Raw genomic sequence first — 15,763 nt, 5'->3', positions numbered from 1 at the left:
TTAAAGCTGATCTTTAAGTACTACCCATACATTTTCTGCTAAAATTTTATCTCCTTCGGCAGTAGGATGAATACCATCGGCCTGATTGAGTTTAGGAACCCCACCTACCTTATCCAGCAAAAATGGTATTAAAGCCATGTTATTTTTACGGGCAAGATCAGGAAATATATTCTTAAAATCGTTGGCATATTTGGCACCAAAATTTGGAGGCATCTGCATGCCTGCCATCACCAGTTTAACGTTTGGATATTTTGCCTTGACGCGGTCAATGATATCCTGAAGATTTTTAATGGTTTGTGCCACGGGTAATCCCCTTAAGCCATCATTTGCACCCAGCTCTAATACGAAAACATCAACTGGTTGCTTTAGTAGCCAGTCTATTCTCGACTTACCGCCAGCAGAAGTTTCTCCGCTTAAACCGCCATTAATCACATTATAGGGTAAGTTTAACGAATCAATTCTATTCTGAATCAGGGCAGGATAAGCTTCCGTAGGATCAAGACCTAATCCCGCAGTTAAACTGGTGCCGAAAAAAAGAATATTTTTAGTTTTGGCGATTGCCTTCGGGGAAGATTGGTCAACTGAATCTAAAGTTTTTTCATCATTGCCGTTGCTCTTTCTGTTTCCACATGCGGCAAACAGGAAAACCAAAACAAATAGGCCTGCAAAGCGTTTTCGTAACATCATAACTAATTCTATCTCTAATTAAAAACCAGTAACTTAACAGGCAAAGCCAGGTTATGTTTGGCATCAATATCACTCAAATCCCCATACAAGAAATTTGGAAACCATATTAAACATTCGAAATGTAAGCAAAATTTACCAAAGCGCGGGCCAATCGCTCACGGTTCTGGATAACATAAATTTTAATATAGAAAAAGGATCTACTGTAGCCATCACCGGTCCTTCAGGCAGTGGAAAGACAACATTACTGGGATTGTGTGCCGGCCTCGATCAGGCGAGCACGGGTTCGGTTGAACTTCATGGCATTGCCCTGGAAGATCTTAATGAAGATGAACGGGCAGCGGTAAGAAACCAATACGTAGGCTTTATTTTTCAAAACTTTCAGCTTTTGCCTACCCTAACTGCTTTGGAAAACGTGATGGTTCCGCTGGAACTCAGAGGTGCAAAAAATATTCGCGACCATGCAATGGATTTGCTTAATAAAGTTGGATTGGCCGGAAGATCCCATCACTATCCTGTGCAACTTTCCGGAGGTGAACAACAACGCGTGTCGCTGGCAAGGGCCTTTTCCAGCAAGCCGGCTATTCTTTTTGCTGATGAGCCTACGGGAAACCTGGATGCTGAAACCAGTGAAAAAGTGATCAGGTTACTTTTCGACCTGAACAAAGATGCAGGAACAACCCTGGTAATTGTAACTCACGACCTTGACCTGGCCGCGAGAACGGGAAGAATTATAAAAATTAAGGGCGGAACAGTCCTGTCAGATGAAAAAACCAATGATGCCTGATTCAGTTTCAACACCGAAAATAAGATTGTCGTGGCTCCTGAAAATGGCGTGGCGGGATAGCAGAAAGAACAGATCGAGACTGCTGTTATTCATTTCATCAATTGTTTTGGGCATTGCAGCGCTTGTGGCTGTTTACTCGTTTAAAGATAACCTGCAACGCGATATCGATGGCCAGGCGAAGGAACTTACCGGAGCAGATCTGGTACTGGAAAGCAGAAAAGGGGTGAGCAAAGCCATGCAGGCCATGCTGGATAGCCTTGGTGATGAACGTTCGCAGGAGAAAACATTCGCCTCCATGATTTATTTTCAGCAAGGCGGCGGGAGCCGGCTGGTACAAATGAAAGCACTGGAAGGCAAATACCCTTATTATGGCAGTATTGAAACAGTTCCTGCTGAAGCCGCAGCTCACTTTCAGGAAGGGAGAAATGCGCTGGTAGATCAAACGCTGATGTTGCAGTATAATGCGAAAGTCGGCGATTCGGTAAAAGTAGGTGATCTTAATTTTAAAATTACAGGCGCTATCACCAAGGCGCCGGGACAAACCGGGATTGGTGCAAGTGTAGCCCCTACTGTATTTATTCCTTTAAAATATCTGGAAAAAACCAATTTGATCAAAACTGGCAGCAGACTTAACAATAAATTTTATTTCAGATACGATGATCCAACTAGCGTTGATGCCTGGGTAAAAAAGAATGAACAAAAGCTTGAAAAAGAAGGATTCGATGCGGATACTGTTGAATCGCGGAAAGAACAGACAGGTAGGTCGTTCAAAGACGTAAATCGCTTTCTGGCGTTAGCGGGTTTTATTGCCTTATTGCTTGGATGCGTAGGGGTAGGTAGCGCCATTCACGTTTACATCCAGGAAAAACTAAGTGCAGTTGCCACATTAAGGTGTCTTGGTTTAAAATCCAGACACGCTTTTTTCATCTATCTGATACAGGTTTTCTTCATTGGGCTGATCGCCGCTGTATTAGGCGCTATTATGGGTACGGGGATACAGTTTCTTCTGCCTCTGGTGCTTAAAGATTTCCTTCCGGTAGAAATTACTATGCAGGTTTCGTGGCCGGCTGTTGCCCAGGGTATTTTATTGGGACTCATTATATCTGTTTTATTCGCTCTACCATCATTGTTAGGGGTTAGGAAGATATCCCCATTAAATGCCATTCGATTGTCTTTCGAAAAATCAGCATCAAGGCGCGACCCTTTAATCTGGTTTGTTTATTTGCTGATGCTACTATTCATAGTTGGTTTCACTCACCTTCAAATGAAAACGTGGATACAAACCCTGATCTTTACCGCCAGTCTGGGAATCGCTTTTCTTTTGCTCATCTTACTCTCTAAACTCCTGATGTATCTGGTAAAGAAAATATTGCCAGATTCGGCTAATTACCTGTGGAGACAGGGCTTTGCAAATCTTTACCGCCCAAACAATCAAACTTTAATGTTAACGGTTTCCATCGGTTTATCGACGGCTTTCATCTGTACTTTATTCTTTGTGCAGGGGATTTTGATGAGCAGGGTAACACTTTCTTCGGGAAGCAACCAACCTAATATGGTGATGTTCGACATTCAAAATAATCAAAAAGGGCGCTTAGATAGCCTGACAAAAGCTTATAAACTCCCATTAATGAATCAGGTGCCGGTAATTACGATGCGCATCGAAGAAATTAACGGTAAAAAAGCAAATGCAGATACCAATAACCGCAGGGCCTATCGAAATGAAATCCGGGCTACCTATCAGGATTCATTAACCGCAGCAGAGAAAATAGTTGAAGGAAAATGGATCGGAAAAATTAAGCCCAACGAAACGATATACATCTCTCTTGATCAGCGTTATGCCCAACAGATTCATGTAGCTATCGATGATAAGATTTTATTTAATGTTCAGGGTATGATGATTCCTACTGTGGTAGGCAGTTTGCGGGAAGTGAACTGGAGCAGGATGCAAACGAATTTCAGGGTCGTGTTTCCAGCGGGTGTTTTGGAAGAGGCCCCTCAGTTCCACGTACTGATGACCAGAATCCCATCCCCTGAGCTATCTGCAAAATTTCAGGGCGAAGTGGTCACAAAATTCCCAAATGTCTCAGTAATCGATCTTGATCTGGTATTGAAGCTGCTGGATGATATTTTAGGTAAAATCGGCTTTGTGATTCAGTTTATGGCCGGTTTCAGCATGATAACCGGATGGATTGTACTGGTATCTTCGGTTTTAACCAGCAAAAACCAACGCATTAAAGAGAGTATTTTACTCCGGACAATGGGTGCACACCGCAAACAGATTCTGGCTATCAATGCAATAGAATATTTGTTTTTGGGTTGCTTTGCTGCAGGAGCCGGATTAATTCTTGCTTTGGGCGGAAGCTGGGCACTGGCGAAATTTAGCTTTGATGCTGCTTTTTACCCGCCATTTATACCAACAATTCTGCTTTTCGGATCGGTCGTTTTACTTGTTGTGATAACGGGGGTATTGAGTACAAGGAGTATTTTAAACCAGCCCCCCTTAAAGATTCTTAGAACGGAAGGTTAGACTGGGTTTAAGCGTACATTGGTTCCTTTCGGGTAAGCATGGCCATATTATGATAATGTTAAATTTTAGACCAGCGGAACTTTTTTGAAGGAAAGCCTGTTTATACTAGTAAAGACGAAACATGAATATCAAGCTCAGGAACACATTATTATTAGCCACACTCTTTTTTATTGTAGTCACATACGTTGGGTTGACTTCACTACAGTAAGCACTGGTCAGGTCTTCTCAAAATTTAAATTTACTTTTACCTCATGATTAGACTGAATGGCGACACCCCAAATGAAATACTTAGCGAGGTAAAGATCGGTGACCTGGTAACTGACACCTTTAGTAAAACAGGAATTGTTGAAAGGATAGAGAGGAATGACGATGGTTTATATAGAATTTTCGAATTTCATCTGGTAACAGGCCGCACTATTACGATAAAAAAGTAAATTGCTTCCTTAAACCAGATATCATATGTCGTTATTTATCCTGTTAGCGGGCATACTTTTGCTTTTTATCATGATCCTGAAAAAGATCAATCCCATGATCTCGTTACTTGCGGTCGCAATAGCAACCGGACTGTGTTTGGGAATGCCAACTTCAAAAGTAATGGATTCAGTGGCGAATGGTATTGGCAGTACACTGGGGAGCATGATTATGGTGCTGGCACTAGGCGCCATGATGGGTAAGCTGATAGAAGACAGTGGCTCCGCAAAAAAGATTGTTTTCATCCTGATCAGGACCTTTGGCGAGAAAAATATTCAATGGGCGGTTTTACTGACAGGTCTTTTGGTGGGCATCCCCCTATTCTATAATGCAGGATTTGTGGTATTAATACCCTTGGTATTTGCCATCTCTGCTGCTACAGGCTTATCAAAACTGTATATTGGTTTACCCATGGCTACAGCCCTTTCGGTAACTCACGGATTTTTACCCCCCCACCCCGGTCCGGTTGCGCTGGCCGGAATATTCCATGCAGATATCGGTAGAACATTAATTTACGGACTAACCTTAAGTATTCCCATAGCAATTATTGCGGGGATCTATTTTCCCAGGCTTTCGCTGAATCGAAATCAGACGGTATCCGCAGGGCGCTTCGAAATTTCCGAAGATGAAAACCTGCCTCCTGCATCAAAAAGCTTCCTCACTGCCCTCCTTCCCATATTGCTCATCGTCATCGGCACTATAGGAAACGGAATCGCGAGCGACTTTTTAGGCAAGGCCGTTTTTACATTTTTAGCTGATCCTACCGTTGCATTGCTCGTTTCAGTAATAGCTACCTTATTCATTCAAAGCGGCCCGGTTGATAAGGCAATGGAATCCTGTGTTGAGGGCGTTAAAATTATTGCCATGATCATGTTAATTATTGCTGCAGGTGGTGCTTTTAAGCAAATTTTAATCGACAGCGGCATCGGTGAAACCGTTAAGCAACTAAGTGGAGGATTAAACCTTTCTCCACTGCTACTGGCCTGGCTGATTACTGCTGCTTTACGTATTACACTTGGCTCTGCCACTGTGGCGGCACTTACCGCATCAGGAATGGTATTACCGCTAATCGGTTCAGGTGCCCCCGCAGAACTAATGGTGTTATCAGTAGGCGCAGGAAGCCTGATGCTCTCTCATGTAAATGATACCGGATTCTGGATGTTTAAAGAATATTTTGGACTATCTATGAAAGAAACCTTCCGCACCTGGACAGCCATGGAAAGCATTGTGTCAGTGCTGGGCTTAGCGGGCGTTTTGATACTCAATCAGTTTATTGGCTAAACAACGGGAGATACATTAAAGTGTGTTGAATAAACACCACGCTATGAATTCTGCTGTAGGCATTCACACATAGCGTGGTAAAACAGGCTAATATAAAAGAATACTTATTGACCAGAAGAAGATTTTTCTATCAGATAGTTATACATTAAACTATGTCGGTCATTTTTCAGGTACTTGCTTTTATATTTTTTCTGAACTTCTGCACTTTGTTTTACGCCGTTTACAATAAGCTCATCTTTGTTTAGCTTATAGGATAAGTTATTCGTGTTTTTTATAATCTGATCTTTCAATAGCTGATTATTGATCTCAGTGGTATAATCGCGTCCATCTCCGTTGGTCACACTTTTTGATGTAACCACATGCTCCACACTTGTTTTACTTGTTCTTTTTCCAGATGAAGGAGGAGTGGGTGGTACAGGCGGAGTGGTTAATAACGGGCCAGTAACAGGTGTAGGCGGAGTTGGAGGCGTAGGAAACATAGGAGGGACAACCCCGACTGCTCCTCTCACCGGTTTTGGAGGTCGGGGTGCTTTAGGTACTCTGGGAGCCTTATCAGGTGTTGGCTCTTGTAACTGGTCCTGGGCGATCCATTCGGCATCTTCTTCAGCCAGCTTACTGTCGATAACCGCTTGCCTTGCGTCAATTTTAGCTTGTTTCGCATCAATCCCAGCCTGTTTCGCATCAATCCGAGCTTGCTTTGCATCTTTAATAGCTTGTTTAGCATCGGTGGCTGCTTGCCTCTCATCTGCAGCAGTAACTGACTTTTGATTTGCAGCCGTAATTTTTTGCTGGATTTCCTTTTCCAGGATATCGGCTGATTTATTTTCTTTTGCAGGTATCTTTTTTGATGTATCCTGCTGCAGCACTGTGCTTATGGCGTTTGCATTTCGGTTGAACACTGCAGCGTTGCTTACGCTTTTAAAGGCTACCGTAAACATCACTGTACAAACCAGTGCGATAGTTAATATTGTCTTTTCCATTTTGTTTAAAGTTAAATTGGTTTTTAATAATGTTCTGCTTGCCCTGTTCAGCAAGCTGCCTTTTTTGCCTGTTATCCCCATTGCATAAGCAGGTGCACGCTGCTCAAACTCCTGGCAGGATATCAAAGCCTTAACATAGTTTTTCCGGTCGCTAATACAGGCAATGGCCAAATCATCACAACAATGTTCACGCTCGGTTTTGATTAATTGCGATAGCCAAAGTACCGCCGGATTAAAGAAGAATAGTATTTCAATGAAACTCTGAAGCAGGTTGACCAGAAAATCCCGTCTTTTAATATGGGCAAGTTCATGAGATAAAATGGCTTCTACTTCAGCGCTCGACAAGCTATTAAGCAAACCAAGGGGAATTAGAATAAGTGGCTTAAAATGTCCTAAAGCCAGAGGTACTTTCGCGATACCGGATTGAAGCAATGTTACCTGCTTCTTTAGGCCAATTTTATCTGAAAGCACTTCCAAATGCTCCTCCCATATCAATCCAGCTGGATAAACCTGATGTTTTCTTAAGCGATCAATACCAATTAAGCTGGCAAACAATTGAATACTCCTGGCACAAATGATCAGAAACCAGATCAGGACAATTTGCAGGGAATAGGAATTCAGGATGTTAAGCAACCGCTCTGCACTCCAAAACGCCATATGTCCGGGTAAGTTCACTAAATTGTCATGATGAATCGCCTTAAGATTAATATTAACCTCTTCCCCAGTCAGTTTCTGGTTTAATACAGATGCGCCCTGCTTTCGAAGTTCTATACAAAAAGTGACAGCAATAGCCAGCACAAATAAAAATAAAGAAGCAACAAGAAAATTATACCGTACCCTTGCACTGGTTTTCCGGGTAGCAAGCATAATAACAGCGCCTAAAAGTGCCAGAATTACCCCCTCCCAAAGAGAGTGAAATAAGGTTGCACCTAGAGCATGTATCCAGCTTTCAGGTATCAGGTTCATGAGCTTAAATTCCATAATAGTCTCTTTAGCAATCTGTAATTACTCCATGCTATCCAATAGCCGCTTCATCTCTTCGATTTCTTCTTTTGAAGTTTTTTCATTTCCTAAAAGCTGCATCACCAGCTGCGATGCCGATCCTTTATACAATGTGTTTACAAAGCGATCTAGCAATTGCACCTTTGTTTTCTCTTCTGCTTCCACGGGAATGTAAATGTGCTTCATTTGGCTTTCATCACGCTTTAAGATTCCCTTTTCAGTTAGGATTTGCATCTGCTTCAAGGTTGAAGTATAATTTACCTCCCTGTTCTCATTCAATTTGTCGTTTACAAAACGAACGGTAGAGGGACCGAATTCCCAAAGCACCTGCAGGATTTCTAATTCGGCTTTGGTAGGTTCAGGTAAATTAATGTCAGACTGATTATTCTTCATAAACTAAAGGTACGATTTTTTTCGTACGATACAAATATTATGTTACTTATTTTCATAAAATCTGTTAACAAACTGAATTACAATCATACTGACCGTATTTACGGAAAAAATCATGTAAACAATTAAGGAAATGATGTAACGTCCTTTCTTTGCGCTGCACTACTTTTGCATAATACCAATGATCATTACTTATGAAACTGACGATACTTTTTTCCATTTTCCTGTTTGCCACAGGCATTACGCGTGCACAGCACCAGATGCATATGGGTAATTCAAATGACAGCACTAAAAAGGATTCCACGGAAGTAAACCACAGCAGCCATATGATGGGGCAAATGGATACCGAAGTGCCCATGAGTCATGCATATTCTTTAAACCTACCAATGCAAAGAAACGGCTCCGGAACTTCCTGGCTGCCTGATGCCGCTCCAATGTATGGCACCATGTTCCATTCCAAAAAGTGGATGTACATGATGCATGGTAGTGTTGCGCTCAGATATACCAGACAAGATCTTGCAGAAAAAGGCAGCAGAGGGGGAGAGAAATTCGATGCACCTAACTGGTTCATGTTTATGGGACAGCGAAAGGTTGGTGAAAAAGGCCTGTTCCATTTCAGCAGCATGCTTTCCATTGACAGACTTACGGAAGGCGGTGCCGGCTATCCTTTGTTGTTTCAAACGGGTGAAAGCTGGAAGGGGCAACCGTTGGTAGACCGGCAACATCCGCATGATTTATTTTCAGAACTATCTGTTGCTTATACCTACTCCTTTTCAAAAAAATCAGATCTCACGTTATATGTGGGTTATCCTGGCGAACCTGCTCTTGGATCTGTGGCTTTCATGCACCGTCCGTCCACCTTATCCAATCCCGATGCGCCAATCTCCCACCACTGGAACGATGGAACACATATTACTTTCGGTGTAGCCACCATTGGCTACCGATATGATAAAGTTAAGATTGAAGCATCGTCGTTCACAGGCAGAGAGCCCGACGAAAACCGCTTCGATTTTGATCAACCCCGTTTTGATTCGTACAGTGCACGGTTGTCCTATAACCCGACTAAGAATTGGGCGTTGCAGATATCACAGGGATGGATTAAAAGCCCTGAAAGCCTGCATGAAACCGAAAATGTAAACAGAACAATTGCCTCTGCAATCTATGCCTTACCGCTGGGAAAAGAGAAAAACCTGAATGCCACCTTATTATGGGGACTTAATAAAACCAAAGGCCATGACGGGGAAAACGCGGTACTGGCTGAAGCGGCCTATCGGTTGAACAAGCTCGCTGTTTACTCCCGGTATGAATGGGTTCAGAAGTCTGCAGAGGAGCTTAACCTCAACCCAAATATTTTCGGAAATGGTTCATTTGGTGTCAATGCCTTCAGCTTAGGTATCAACTATGATATTCTCAACTTAGGAAAATTCCGAACAGCACTAGGCGGGCAGCTGTCCTTTTACAATACCAACGCGGCACTCAACTCACCCTATGGTAAAAATCCGGTTAGTGGCCAGGTGTTTATCAGAATTTATCCTCGATTGATGGGGATGTAACAGCTAGGTATCTAAATTATAATTTTCATTTTTAGTAATCACCTTGTATGCCACCTCATCTATCCTACCCCTGCTTAAGCCATAGCTTGCAAATTGCCGGATAAAATTTAGCTGGTTAGTATGATACATTTCAAGTTCATCATGTTTAAAACTCATGATGAACTGATTAAGGGAATCTGTGCCTGTGTAAATAAATTCAACCCTGTTAAAATAGAAATAAAACTCACTAACGTTCTTAAAACTTTCGTTAAAGTTAAGTTTAACATTACCGTCAGATATTAACAAGCCTGTTTGTTTCACTGCACGCAATGCTACCCTTTTCAAAGACTGATCAATACTATCTAAAAAAAGTACACTCAATGATGTAGAATACCCAGCCCGGCTAGCCGTATTAATAAGTTCGATAAAAGAAGCATCATTGAATACAGTTTCGAGAATAATGTTGGCGCTGCTTTGTATGGCCTGCAAACAAGCTCTTTAGTCCTGTGTTTGTAAACATCGGTCATAAAAATTTCAAAACCTTGTAAAATACTCAACTTGGTCCTGATGAATGTTGATTTACCTGCAGCATTACATCCTGCAACAAAAATTAAATGTGGCATAACGAACTAGGAGAGCCTTTTGATAATGGTATCTTTAATATCTCTAGGCATACCTTTATCATCATAAAGTACTTCAATTTCGACAATAAATTTCTCGCCTGTAGGAAGTTCTTTGCGCCAATAGCCCTTATCTTCCATAAACTGGGCATAGTGAGCGTGTCCACGTTCAAAGGCAAGTTGTTTACCTAACTCGTCCATGTTCACCATATTTTCAAGCAGTTTATCTACAATTGATTCTGTTTTCATCACCTACACTTTATTACATGTAAATATAATAAATGATATTGCTTTATTTCAAAGCCTTAATAATCGCAATCAAATCTTCATTGCCGTACCTTTCTTCAGCCTCTTCGAAAGATGCCAATGCGGTTTTCGCCAAAGGCGATTCCAGACCATCATCTTTAGCCAAACGCAAATCTTTAACAATATTTTTTAATGTAAAAGCCGGCTGGAAGTTATCATTCAGTATCGCATCCCCTTTAATTTTGGTAAATACATTGCTTATTGCTGCATTGTTAATCAGATTCAGTAAATCTTCAGTACGCACTCCATTTTGATTCGCAAACAAAATCGTTTCAGCTAAACCCTGCGTATATAAAGCAAGTAAAGAGTTGATGGCCAGCTTGGCATAGTTCCCGGCACCGACGGCCCCGACCAGAATAGCCATTTTACCCATCGCTTCAAGAATCGGCTTAACACGGTCAAATACGGTTTGATCACCTCCTACCATAATGGCAAGCTGACTGGTTTCGGCTTGCTTTACACTGCCTGAAACGGGGGCATCGAGATATTCAGAACCAATAGCCTTACATTTGTCGCTCATCTCCTTTGAAATCGCTGGCGAAACGGTACTCATATTGATAATCGTTTTTCCTGACGCACTGGCATTTAACAAACCATTTTCACCGTCAAACACTGCCCGGATGGCCTGATCATCTGTAACCATCACAATCACTACATCCGTTTTCTCGATCAACGATTGTGGCGAGGCGGAAACTGTTGCCCCGGATGCTTCAAGTGCCGAAGCCTTACCTTCGCTCCTGTTATAAACGGTAAGCTGATACCCTGCTTTTAAAAGTTGTGTAGCCATTGGAACTCCCATGGTGCCTAAACCAATCCATCCTATATTCATTTTTATGCTGTTTTTAGTGATTAACAAATTTGGTAAAGAAAAAGCTGAAACCTGTAAGGTATGCATCATTTTTCACAGAATAAGTACATTTCGATAAAGCGGCATCTGGCATTGCGCAATGTTCAAAACAATAATTAAAAACAAACCCAATATCCATTAAATTTGATGGTAAATCCCAAATCATGGCCAGCTTATTAAAAGACCTTTATTCCCCCTCTTTTTACGATAGATTAAGCGATGCGCTTTCGGCAACAGTGCCGGGTTTTGATAAGCAGAGATTCATTGCTAAAATCTTTACTCCTGATTTTGATTCAAAGGAGTTAAAAGAACGGATGAAATACACTACTGCGGTGATGCACCAGTTTCTGACGGACGACTATCGAAAGAATATTCAACTGATAAAAAAAACAATTGAGCAGCTGAAGCTTAATGGCGTTGGGGCTGACGGCTTAGCTTACATGTTTCTTCCTGATTACCTGGAAACCTATGGCCTGGATTTTTTTGAAGAATCGGCAGAAGCCCTGGAATTCGTAACCCAGTTTGTAAGCTGTGAATTCGCAGTAAGGCCATTTATTTTAAAATACCAGGATCAAATGATCAGTAAAATGCAGGAATGGTCATTGCATGGGAGCCATAAAGTGCGGCGGCTGGCCAGCGAGGGCAGCAGGCCGCGACTGCCATGGGCGATGGGCATTCCCTACCTGAAAAAAGACCCTTCATCAATACTACCGATACTGGAGAACTTAAAACAAGATAACTCGGAATATGTGCGAAGAAGTGTTGCCAACAGCTTGAATGATATTGCAAAAGATCATCCTCAGGTTGTTGTTGACATTGCAAAGAAGTGGTCAGGATTAAGTAGTCATACCGACGCGATAATTAAACATGGCAGCAGAACATTGTTAAAACAGGGCCATACAGCTATACTGAAACATTATGGTTTAGATGATGACGGGATATTGCTTGGTAATTTCAAACTTCTGTCAACAGTTGTTAAAATTGGCGAACGTCTTCATTTTTCTTTTACAATAAAAAATGAAAATCCGGGCGAAAGAAAAGTCAGGCTGGAATATGCTGTGTATTACAAAAAGCAGAATGGTCTGAATACAAAAAAGGTATATAAAATTTCCGAGCGGCAATACCTGCCGGGATCGGAGATCAACATCAACAGGGCACAAAAATTTGTACTCATTACTACCAGGAAATTTCATCCCGGCGATCATCAGGTTTCCATTATTATTAACGGATCTGAAAAGCATAAATTAAGTTTCGAACTTATTGCCTAGCCCTGATTGCAACAAGTTGATCCAGTAGCGGAATCTGTCTGTCTTTGATAGCCTTGCACGCATTTTCATAATTGAACCACTCCCCGCGATCTACTTCAACGAAATTCTGAAACTTTCCTGATTTCGGTGGCCATTCCATTTCAAAGGTATTGCTTTTAACGATAGACGCATCTATATTGCCTTCCAATGCCCAGCATAACACTTTCTTTCCTCCTTTTTGAATGATGTAGTCCAGCTCAATAAAATCACCATTAACCTTTGTCCCCACTTCCTCTTCAAATTCCCTGATTGCTGCTTCCAGCGGCTCCTCATCTTTATCCAGTTCCCCTTTTGGAACAGACCATACACCAAATTCTTTCTTTGCGAAAATTGGTCCACCCGGATGGATGAGAAAAAATTCCAGTTCTTTATTCGTATCGCGGAACAGTAAAATACCAGCACTCACCCTCATATTGCATTCATGTTATGTTGTAAATCATTGAGACCTCCTGATAACAAATGAGCGGGCAAACTGTTCGCTGGAATTACTGCTTCACAATTTTAAATTCTGTGCGTCTGTTTAGCTGATGTTCCGTATCACTGCATTTAACGCCACTAGCACACTTATTGAGCAATCTGCGCTCGCCATAACCCATCGCCGTAATTCTGTTCTTATCAATACCCTTCTCTACAATGTATTTTACAGCAGCGTTTGCCCTGCTCTGAGATAACCACTGATTATACTGATCATTCCCGCGACTATCAGTATGTGAGCTCAGCTCAATCCATATTGAAGGGTTTTCCTGCATAATTTTTACCAGCTTATCTAATTCAACAGCGGCATCGCGCCTGATGTTAAATTTATCGAAATCGTAATAAATATTTTCGAGACGAATTGCCTTATCAAATACAATTTTTTCGAGATATAGGTCCTTATATATTTCTGTCGAAGTCGTTAGATCCATAGCAGATACTTTCGCAGCATCACTTCTGAAACCTGTTTTTTCGGCGCTAAGATCATAATCAGAAACTTTGTCCAGGTCAAATCTGAAATTTCCATTTTCGCTGGTCTGTATCTTTAAAGTCTGACCGTCTGTTTTAGTAAGTGTTGCAATGGCATTTCCTAAAGGCTGGGAACTGATTTTATCGAAAACCCTTCCGATGAGCTTGAAGGCAAACACCTGCTGTTCTTCAAAGCTATAGATATCGTCGCTACCCAATCCTCCGAATCGGTTTGAACTTAAATAGCCACTTTTGTCATCTGATCTGGTATATGCAAAATCATCCTGGGGAGAGTTGACCGGATACCTCATGTTCCTTGGCGGCATAAGTTTACCCTCAATCAGTTTTGATTCAAATATATCGAGTCCCCCCATACCAACCCTTCCGTCGGTACTGAAATAAAAATGATCATTGTAGATATAAGGAGTTCGTTCGTTGCCTTCGGTATTGATTTCCATCAGGTTAACCGGAGTTCCCCATTCACCAGCATTCGTTTTCTTACTCAGGTAAATATCTGTACCACCTTTACCTCCCTTCATATTCGATACAAAGTATAAACTATTTCCATCAGGGCTGATAAATGGATCGCCCAGGGAGTACTCGTTTACCCGGTTGAATTTGAAAGGTACGGGTGCCGACCAATTACCTGAACCGTTCTTTTTGCTTGAGTATATCTCTACATTCACCGTAGCCAGTTTACCGTTTACATAAACAGGTTTTTGAGGGATTTTAGTGACCGTAAAATACATTTCCTTTCCATTTTCCGTAAAACTCGCGGGGCCTGAATGGTAAACCGTATTGGCATCTACGGGATATAACTGTACGGTACCGTCCATGTTTACCGAATAGAGCTTGAGATAGGCATTTCCTGTCCAGCCATATATTGCTTTATCGGGTCGTTTGGCTCCATCGAAAACCAGGAATGGCGTTTGTGACATTGAACCATTGGCAACATTTCCCCGATCAGAAGCAAATGTTAAGGTATTGTTATGGAGAAAAGCACCCCAGTCTGATTGAAGAGAATTTAGCTTTCCTTGATTTGAAACAATGGTTTTAGTAGGGTTTTGCATCCATATCAGCGATGAATCGCAGCTTAATAGCCAGGTGTTGTTATGGATAAAGGAAGAGTCTTTATTCAATGCTATATACTTTTCATAGGCCTGTTTGGCCTCCGTATATTTCTCATTCTGCTGGAGCGCCCGGGCATAGTGAAGTATATTTTCCGGATGAGTATCTGGCATGCCGGCGGCTATAGCGTACCAGCTTTCAGTTTGTTTATAATTGCCCGTAAAAGCGTAACATTCACCAAGCCGCTCAGCCACATACAGCGTTGGTTTCTTTTTATATGCCTGCTCATAAAAATCAATGGCTTTCGTAAAGTTGTACAACTGATATTGTACATCAGCTTCTTTTAATGTGTATTGTGCATAACTCCGGCTTAACTGTAGCGTAATTAAAATTACCGTAATAAAGAGCAGCTTTAGATTGTTGATCATTAATCAATGATTTTATGTTTGTCGGAAGGCCTTATAGTGAATAACAAGGCAAATCTGTTTGGTTCAAACACAAATTCAAAAATCAATCCAATTGGGTAATCAACTTACAAACCACATCTTCAGGATATTATGTAGAATAAAATCCACTTAAAAATAAAAAACGGGGATTTAATTACTCTTTTAATGTCTCAGGCAAACACAAAAAAAATACCCATCAGACTTTATGCATCTATGGGTATGAAAATTAATTTGGAGGTGTTTGAAAAGCAAACACCTGATTACAAAAGTTTTTATTAAAGCAAACCGTACAAACCGCTTGCATAGCTTCTCAATGAAGAAGATACCGTCTTCATTTTTTCTGGTGAAGGACCATTCACCTTATACGCTTCCGGATGTAGCTCTAATGGCTGTTCCTGACCCTCCTCCACACTCCTTTTATTGGTAAGTGCTGCATTTTGCTCTTCGCTTATTTTTAATGGTGCCATGACGTAAATGTTTTATATATCCACAACATGGCATTTTATATTTTGTTTTAGGGTTGAAGTGAAAAAAAATAAATATTAGTAAAAATACCTGCACGTTTTACCAGAA

At 41.4% G+C, this 15,763-nt stretch carries 15 protein-coding genes; 6 read left to right on the top strand and 9 right to left on the bottom strand.

Annotated features, from left to right (window positions below):
* A complete protein-coding gene (locus tag R2Q80_RS00790) occupies positions 1 to 687 on the bottom strand; it encodes an arylesterase (RefSeq protein WP_316797762.1) in 687 nt (228 codons plus the stop codon).
* Between the two features lie 94 nt (positions 688 to 781).
* Between R2Q80_RS00790 and R2Q80_RS00785 the strand changes: the two genes are divergently transcribed.
* From R2Q80_RS00785 to R2Q80_RS00770, 4 genes are all read left to right on the top strand, one after another.
* On the top strand, positions 782 to 1,471 hold the full coding sequence (locus R2Q80_RS00785) for an ABC transporter ATP-binding protein (RefSeq protein ID WP_316797761.1): 690 nt from the start codon (positions 782 to 784) through the stop codon (positions 1,469 to 1,471).
* Positions 1,449 to 3,998, top strand: a complete 2,550-nt coding sequence (locus R2Q80_RS00780) for an ABC transporter permease (protein WP_316797760.1) — start codon at positions 1,449 to 1,451, stop codon at positions 3,996 to 3,998. Before R2Q80_RS00785 ends, R2Q80_RS00780 begins: the two co-directional genes overlap by 23 nt.
* Positions 3,999 to 4,249: 251 nt before the next feature.
* Positions 4,250 to 4,432 (top strand): hypothetical protein, encoded by a 183-nt coding sequence (locus tag R2Q80_RS00775; RefSeq protein ID WP_316797759.1) that lies wholly within the window; start codon positions 4,250 to 4,252, stop codon positions 4,430 to 4,432.
* A 25-nt stretch (positions 4,433 to 4,457) separates the two neighbouring features.
* Positions 4,458 to 5,750, top strand: coding sequence for a gluconate:H+ symporter (locus R2Q80_RS00770; RefSeq protein WP_316797758.1), 1,293 nt, complete (start codon positions 4,458 to 4,460; stop codon positions 5,748 to 5,750).
* A 104-nt stretch (positions 5,751 to 5,854) separates the two neighbouring features.
* Here R2Q80_RS00770 and R2Q80_RS00765 read toward each other — a convergent pair whose 3' ends face one another.
* Both R2Q80_RS00765 and R2Q80_RS00760 read right to left on the bottom strand, forming a co-directional pair.
* Positions 5,855 to 7,711 carry a M56 family metallopeptidase gene (locus R2Q80_RS00765; protein WP_316797757.1) on the bottom strand — a complete coding sequence of 619 codons (1,857 nt, stop codon included), beginning with the start codon at positions 7,709 to 7,711 and terminating at the stop codon, positions 5,855 to 5,857.
* 24 nt (positions 7,712 to 7,735) lie between these two features.
* A complete protein-coding gene (locus tag R2Q80_RS00760) occupies positions 7,736 to 8,125 on the bottom strand; it encodes a BlaI/MecI/CopY family transcriptional regulator (RefSeq protein WP_316797756.1) in 390 nt (129 codons plus the stop codon).
* A gap of 191 nt (positions 8,126 to 8,316) precedes the next feature.
* Between R2Q80_RS00760 and R2Q80_RS00755 the strand changes: the two genes are divergently transcribed.
* Complete coding sequence (locus tag R2Q80_RS00755) at positions 8,317 to 9,675, top strand: hypothetical protein (RefSeq protein ID WP_316797755.1); 1,359 nt, start codon at positions 8,317 to 8,319, stop codon at positions 9,673 to 9,675.
* 3 nt (positions 9,676 to 9,678) lie between these two features.
* On the opposite strand, the gene R2Q80_RS00750 is transcribed toward R2Q80_RS00755, so the two are convergent.
* The 3 genes from R2Q80_RS00750 to R2Q80_RS00740 form a co-directional block, all read right to left on the bottom strand.
* The gene (locus R2Q80_RS00750; protein ID WP_316797754.1) at positions 9,679 to 10,143 is read right to left on the bottom strand and encodes a hypothetical protein; all 465 of its coding nucleotides are present in this window, start codon (positions 10,141 to 10,143) and stop codon (positions 9,679 to 9,681) included.
* Positions 10,144 to 10,283: 140 nt separating this feature from the next.
* The gene (locus tag R2Q80_RS00745; protein WP_316797753.1) at positions 10,284 to 10,523 is read right to left on the bottom strand and encodes a hypothetical protein; all 240 of its coding nucleotides are present in this window, start codon (positions 10,521 to 10,523) and stop codon (positions 10,284 to 10,286) included.
* A gap of 43 nt (positions 10,524 to 10,566) precedes the next feature.
* Positions 10,567 to 11,409: an NAD(P)-dependent oxidoreductase gene (locus tag R2Q80_RS00740; protein WP_316797752.1), complete on the bottom strand. Its 843-nt coding sequence runs from the start codon at positions 11,407 to 11,409 to the stop codon at positions 10,567 to 10,569.
* Between the two features lie 182 nt (positions 11,410 to 11,591).
* On the opposite strand from R2Q80_RS00740, the gene R2Q80_RS00735 reads away from it, so the two are divergent.
* Positions 11,592 to 12,695 carry a DNA alkylation repair protein gene (locus tag R2Q80_RS00735; protein ID WP_316797751.1) on the top strand — a complete coding sequence of 368 codons (1,104 nt, stop codon included), beginning with the start codon at positions 11,592 to 11,594 and terminating at the stop codon, positions 12,693 to 12,695.
* Here the strand turns inward: R2Q80_RS00735 and R2Q80_RS00730 are convergent.
* From R2Q80_RS00730 to R2Q80_RS00720, 3 genes are all read right to left on the bottom strand, one after another.
* Positions 12,685 to 13,146, bottom strand: coding sequence for an NUDIX domain-containing protein (locus R2Q80_RS00730; protein ID WP_316797750.1), 462 nt, complete (start codon positions 13,144 to 13,146; stop codon positions 12,685 to 12,687). The two genes, R2Q80_RS00735 and R2Q80_RS00730, sit on opposite strands and share 11 nt — an antisense overlap.
* Before the next feature lie 73 nt (positions 13,147 to 13,219).
* On the bottom strand, positions 13,220 to 15,172 hold the full coding sequence (locus tag R2Q80_RS00725; RefSeq protein ID WP_316797749.1) for an OmpA family protein: 1,953 nt from the start codon (positions 15,170 to 15,172) through the stop codon (positions 13,220 to 13,222).
* Positions 15,173 to 15,465: 293 nt separating this feature from the next.
* Entirely contained in the window at positions 15,466 to 15,657 is a 192-nt protein-coding gene (locus tag R2Q80_RS00720; RefSeq protein WP_316797748.1) for a hypothetical protein, read from the bottom strand.
* Positions 15,658 to 15,763 lie beyond the last annotated feature (106 nt).

Origin of the sequence: Pedobacter frigidisoli, assembly GCF_032678525.1 — a bacterium.
GTDB lineage: Bacteria > Bacteroidota > Bacteroidia > Sphingobacteriales > Sphingobacteriaceae > Pedobacter > Pedobacter frigidisoli_A.
Note: the sequence above shows the minus strand (reverse complement) of the source record. Positions and strands in the feature narration are given on the sequence as shown.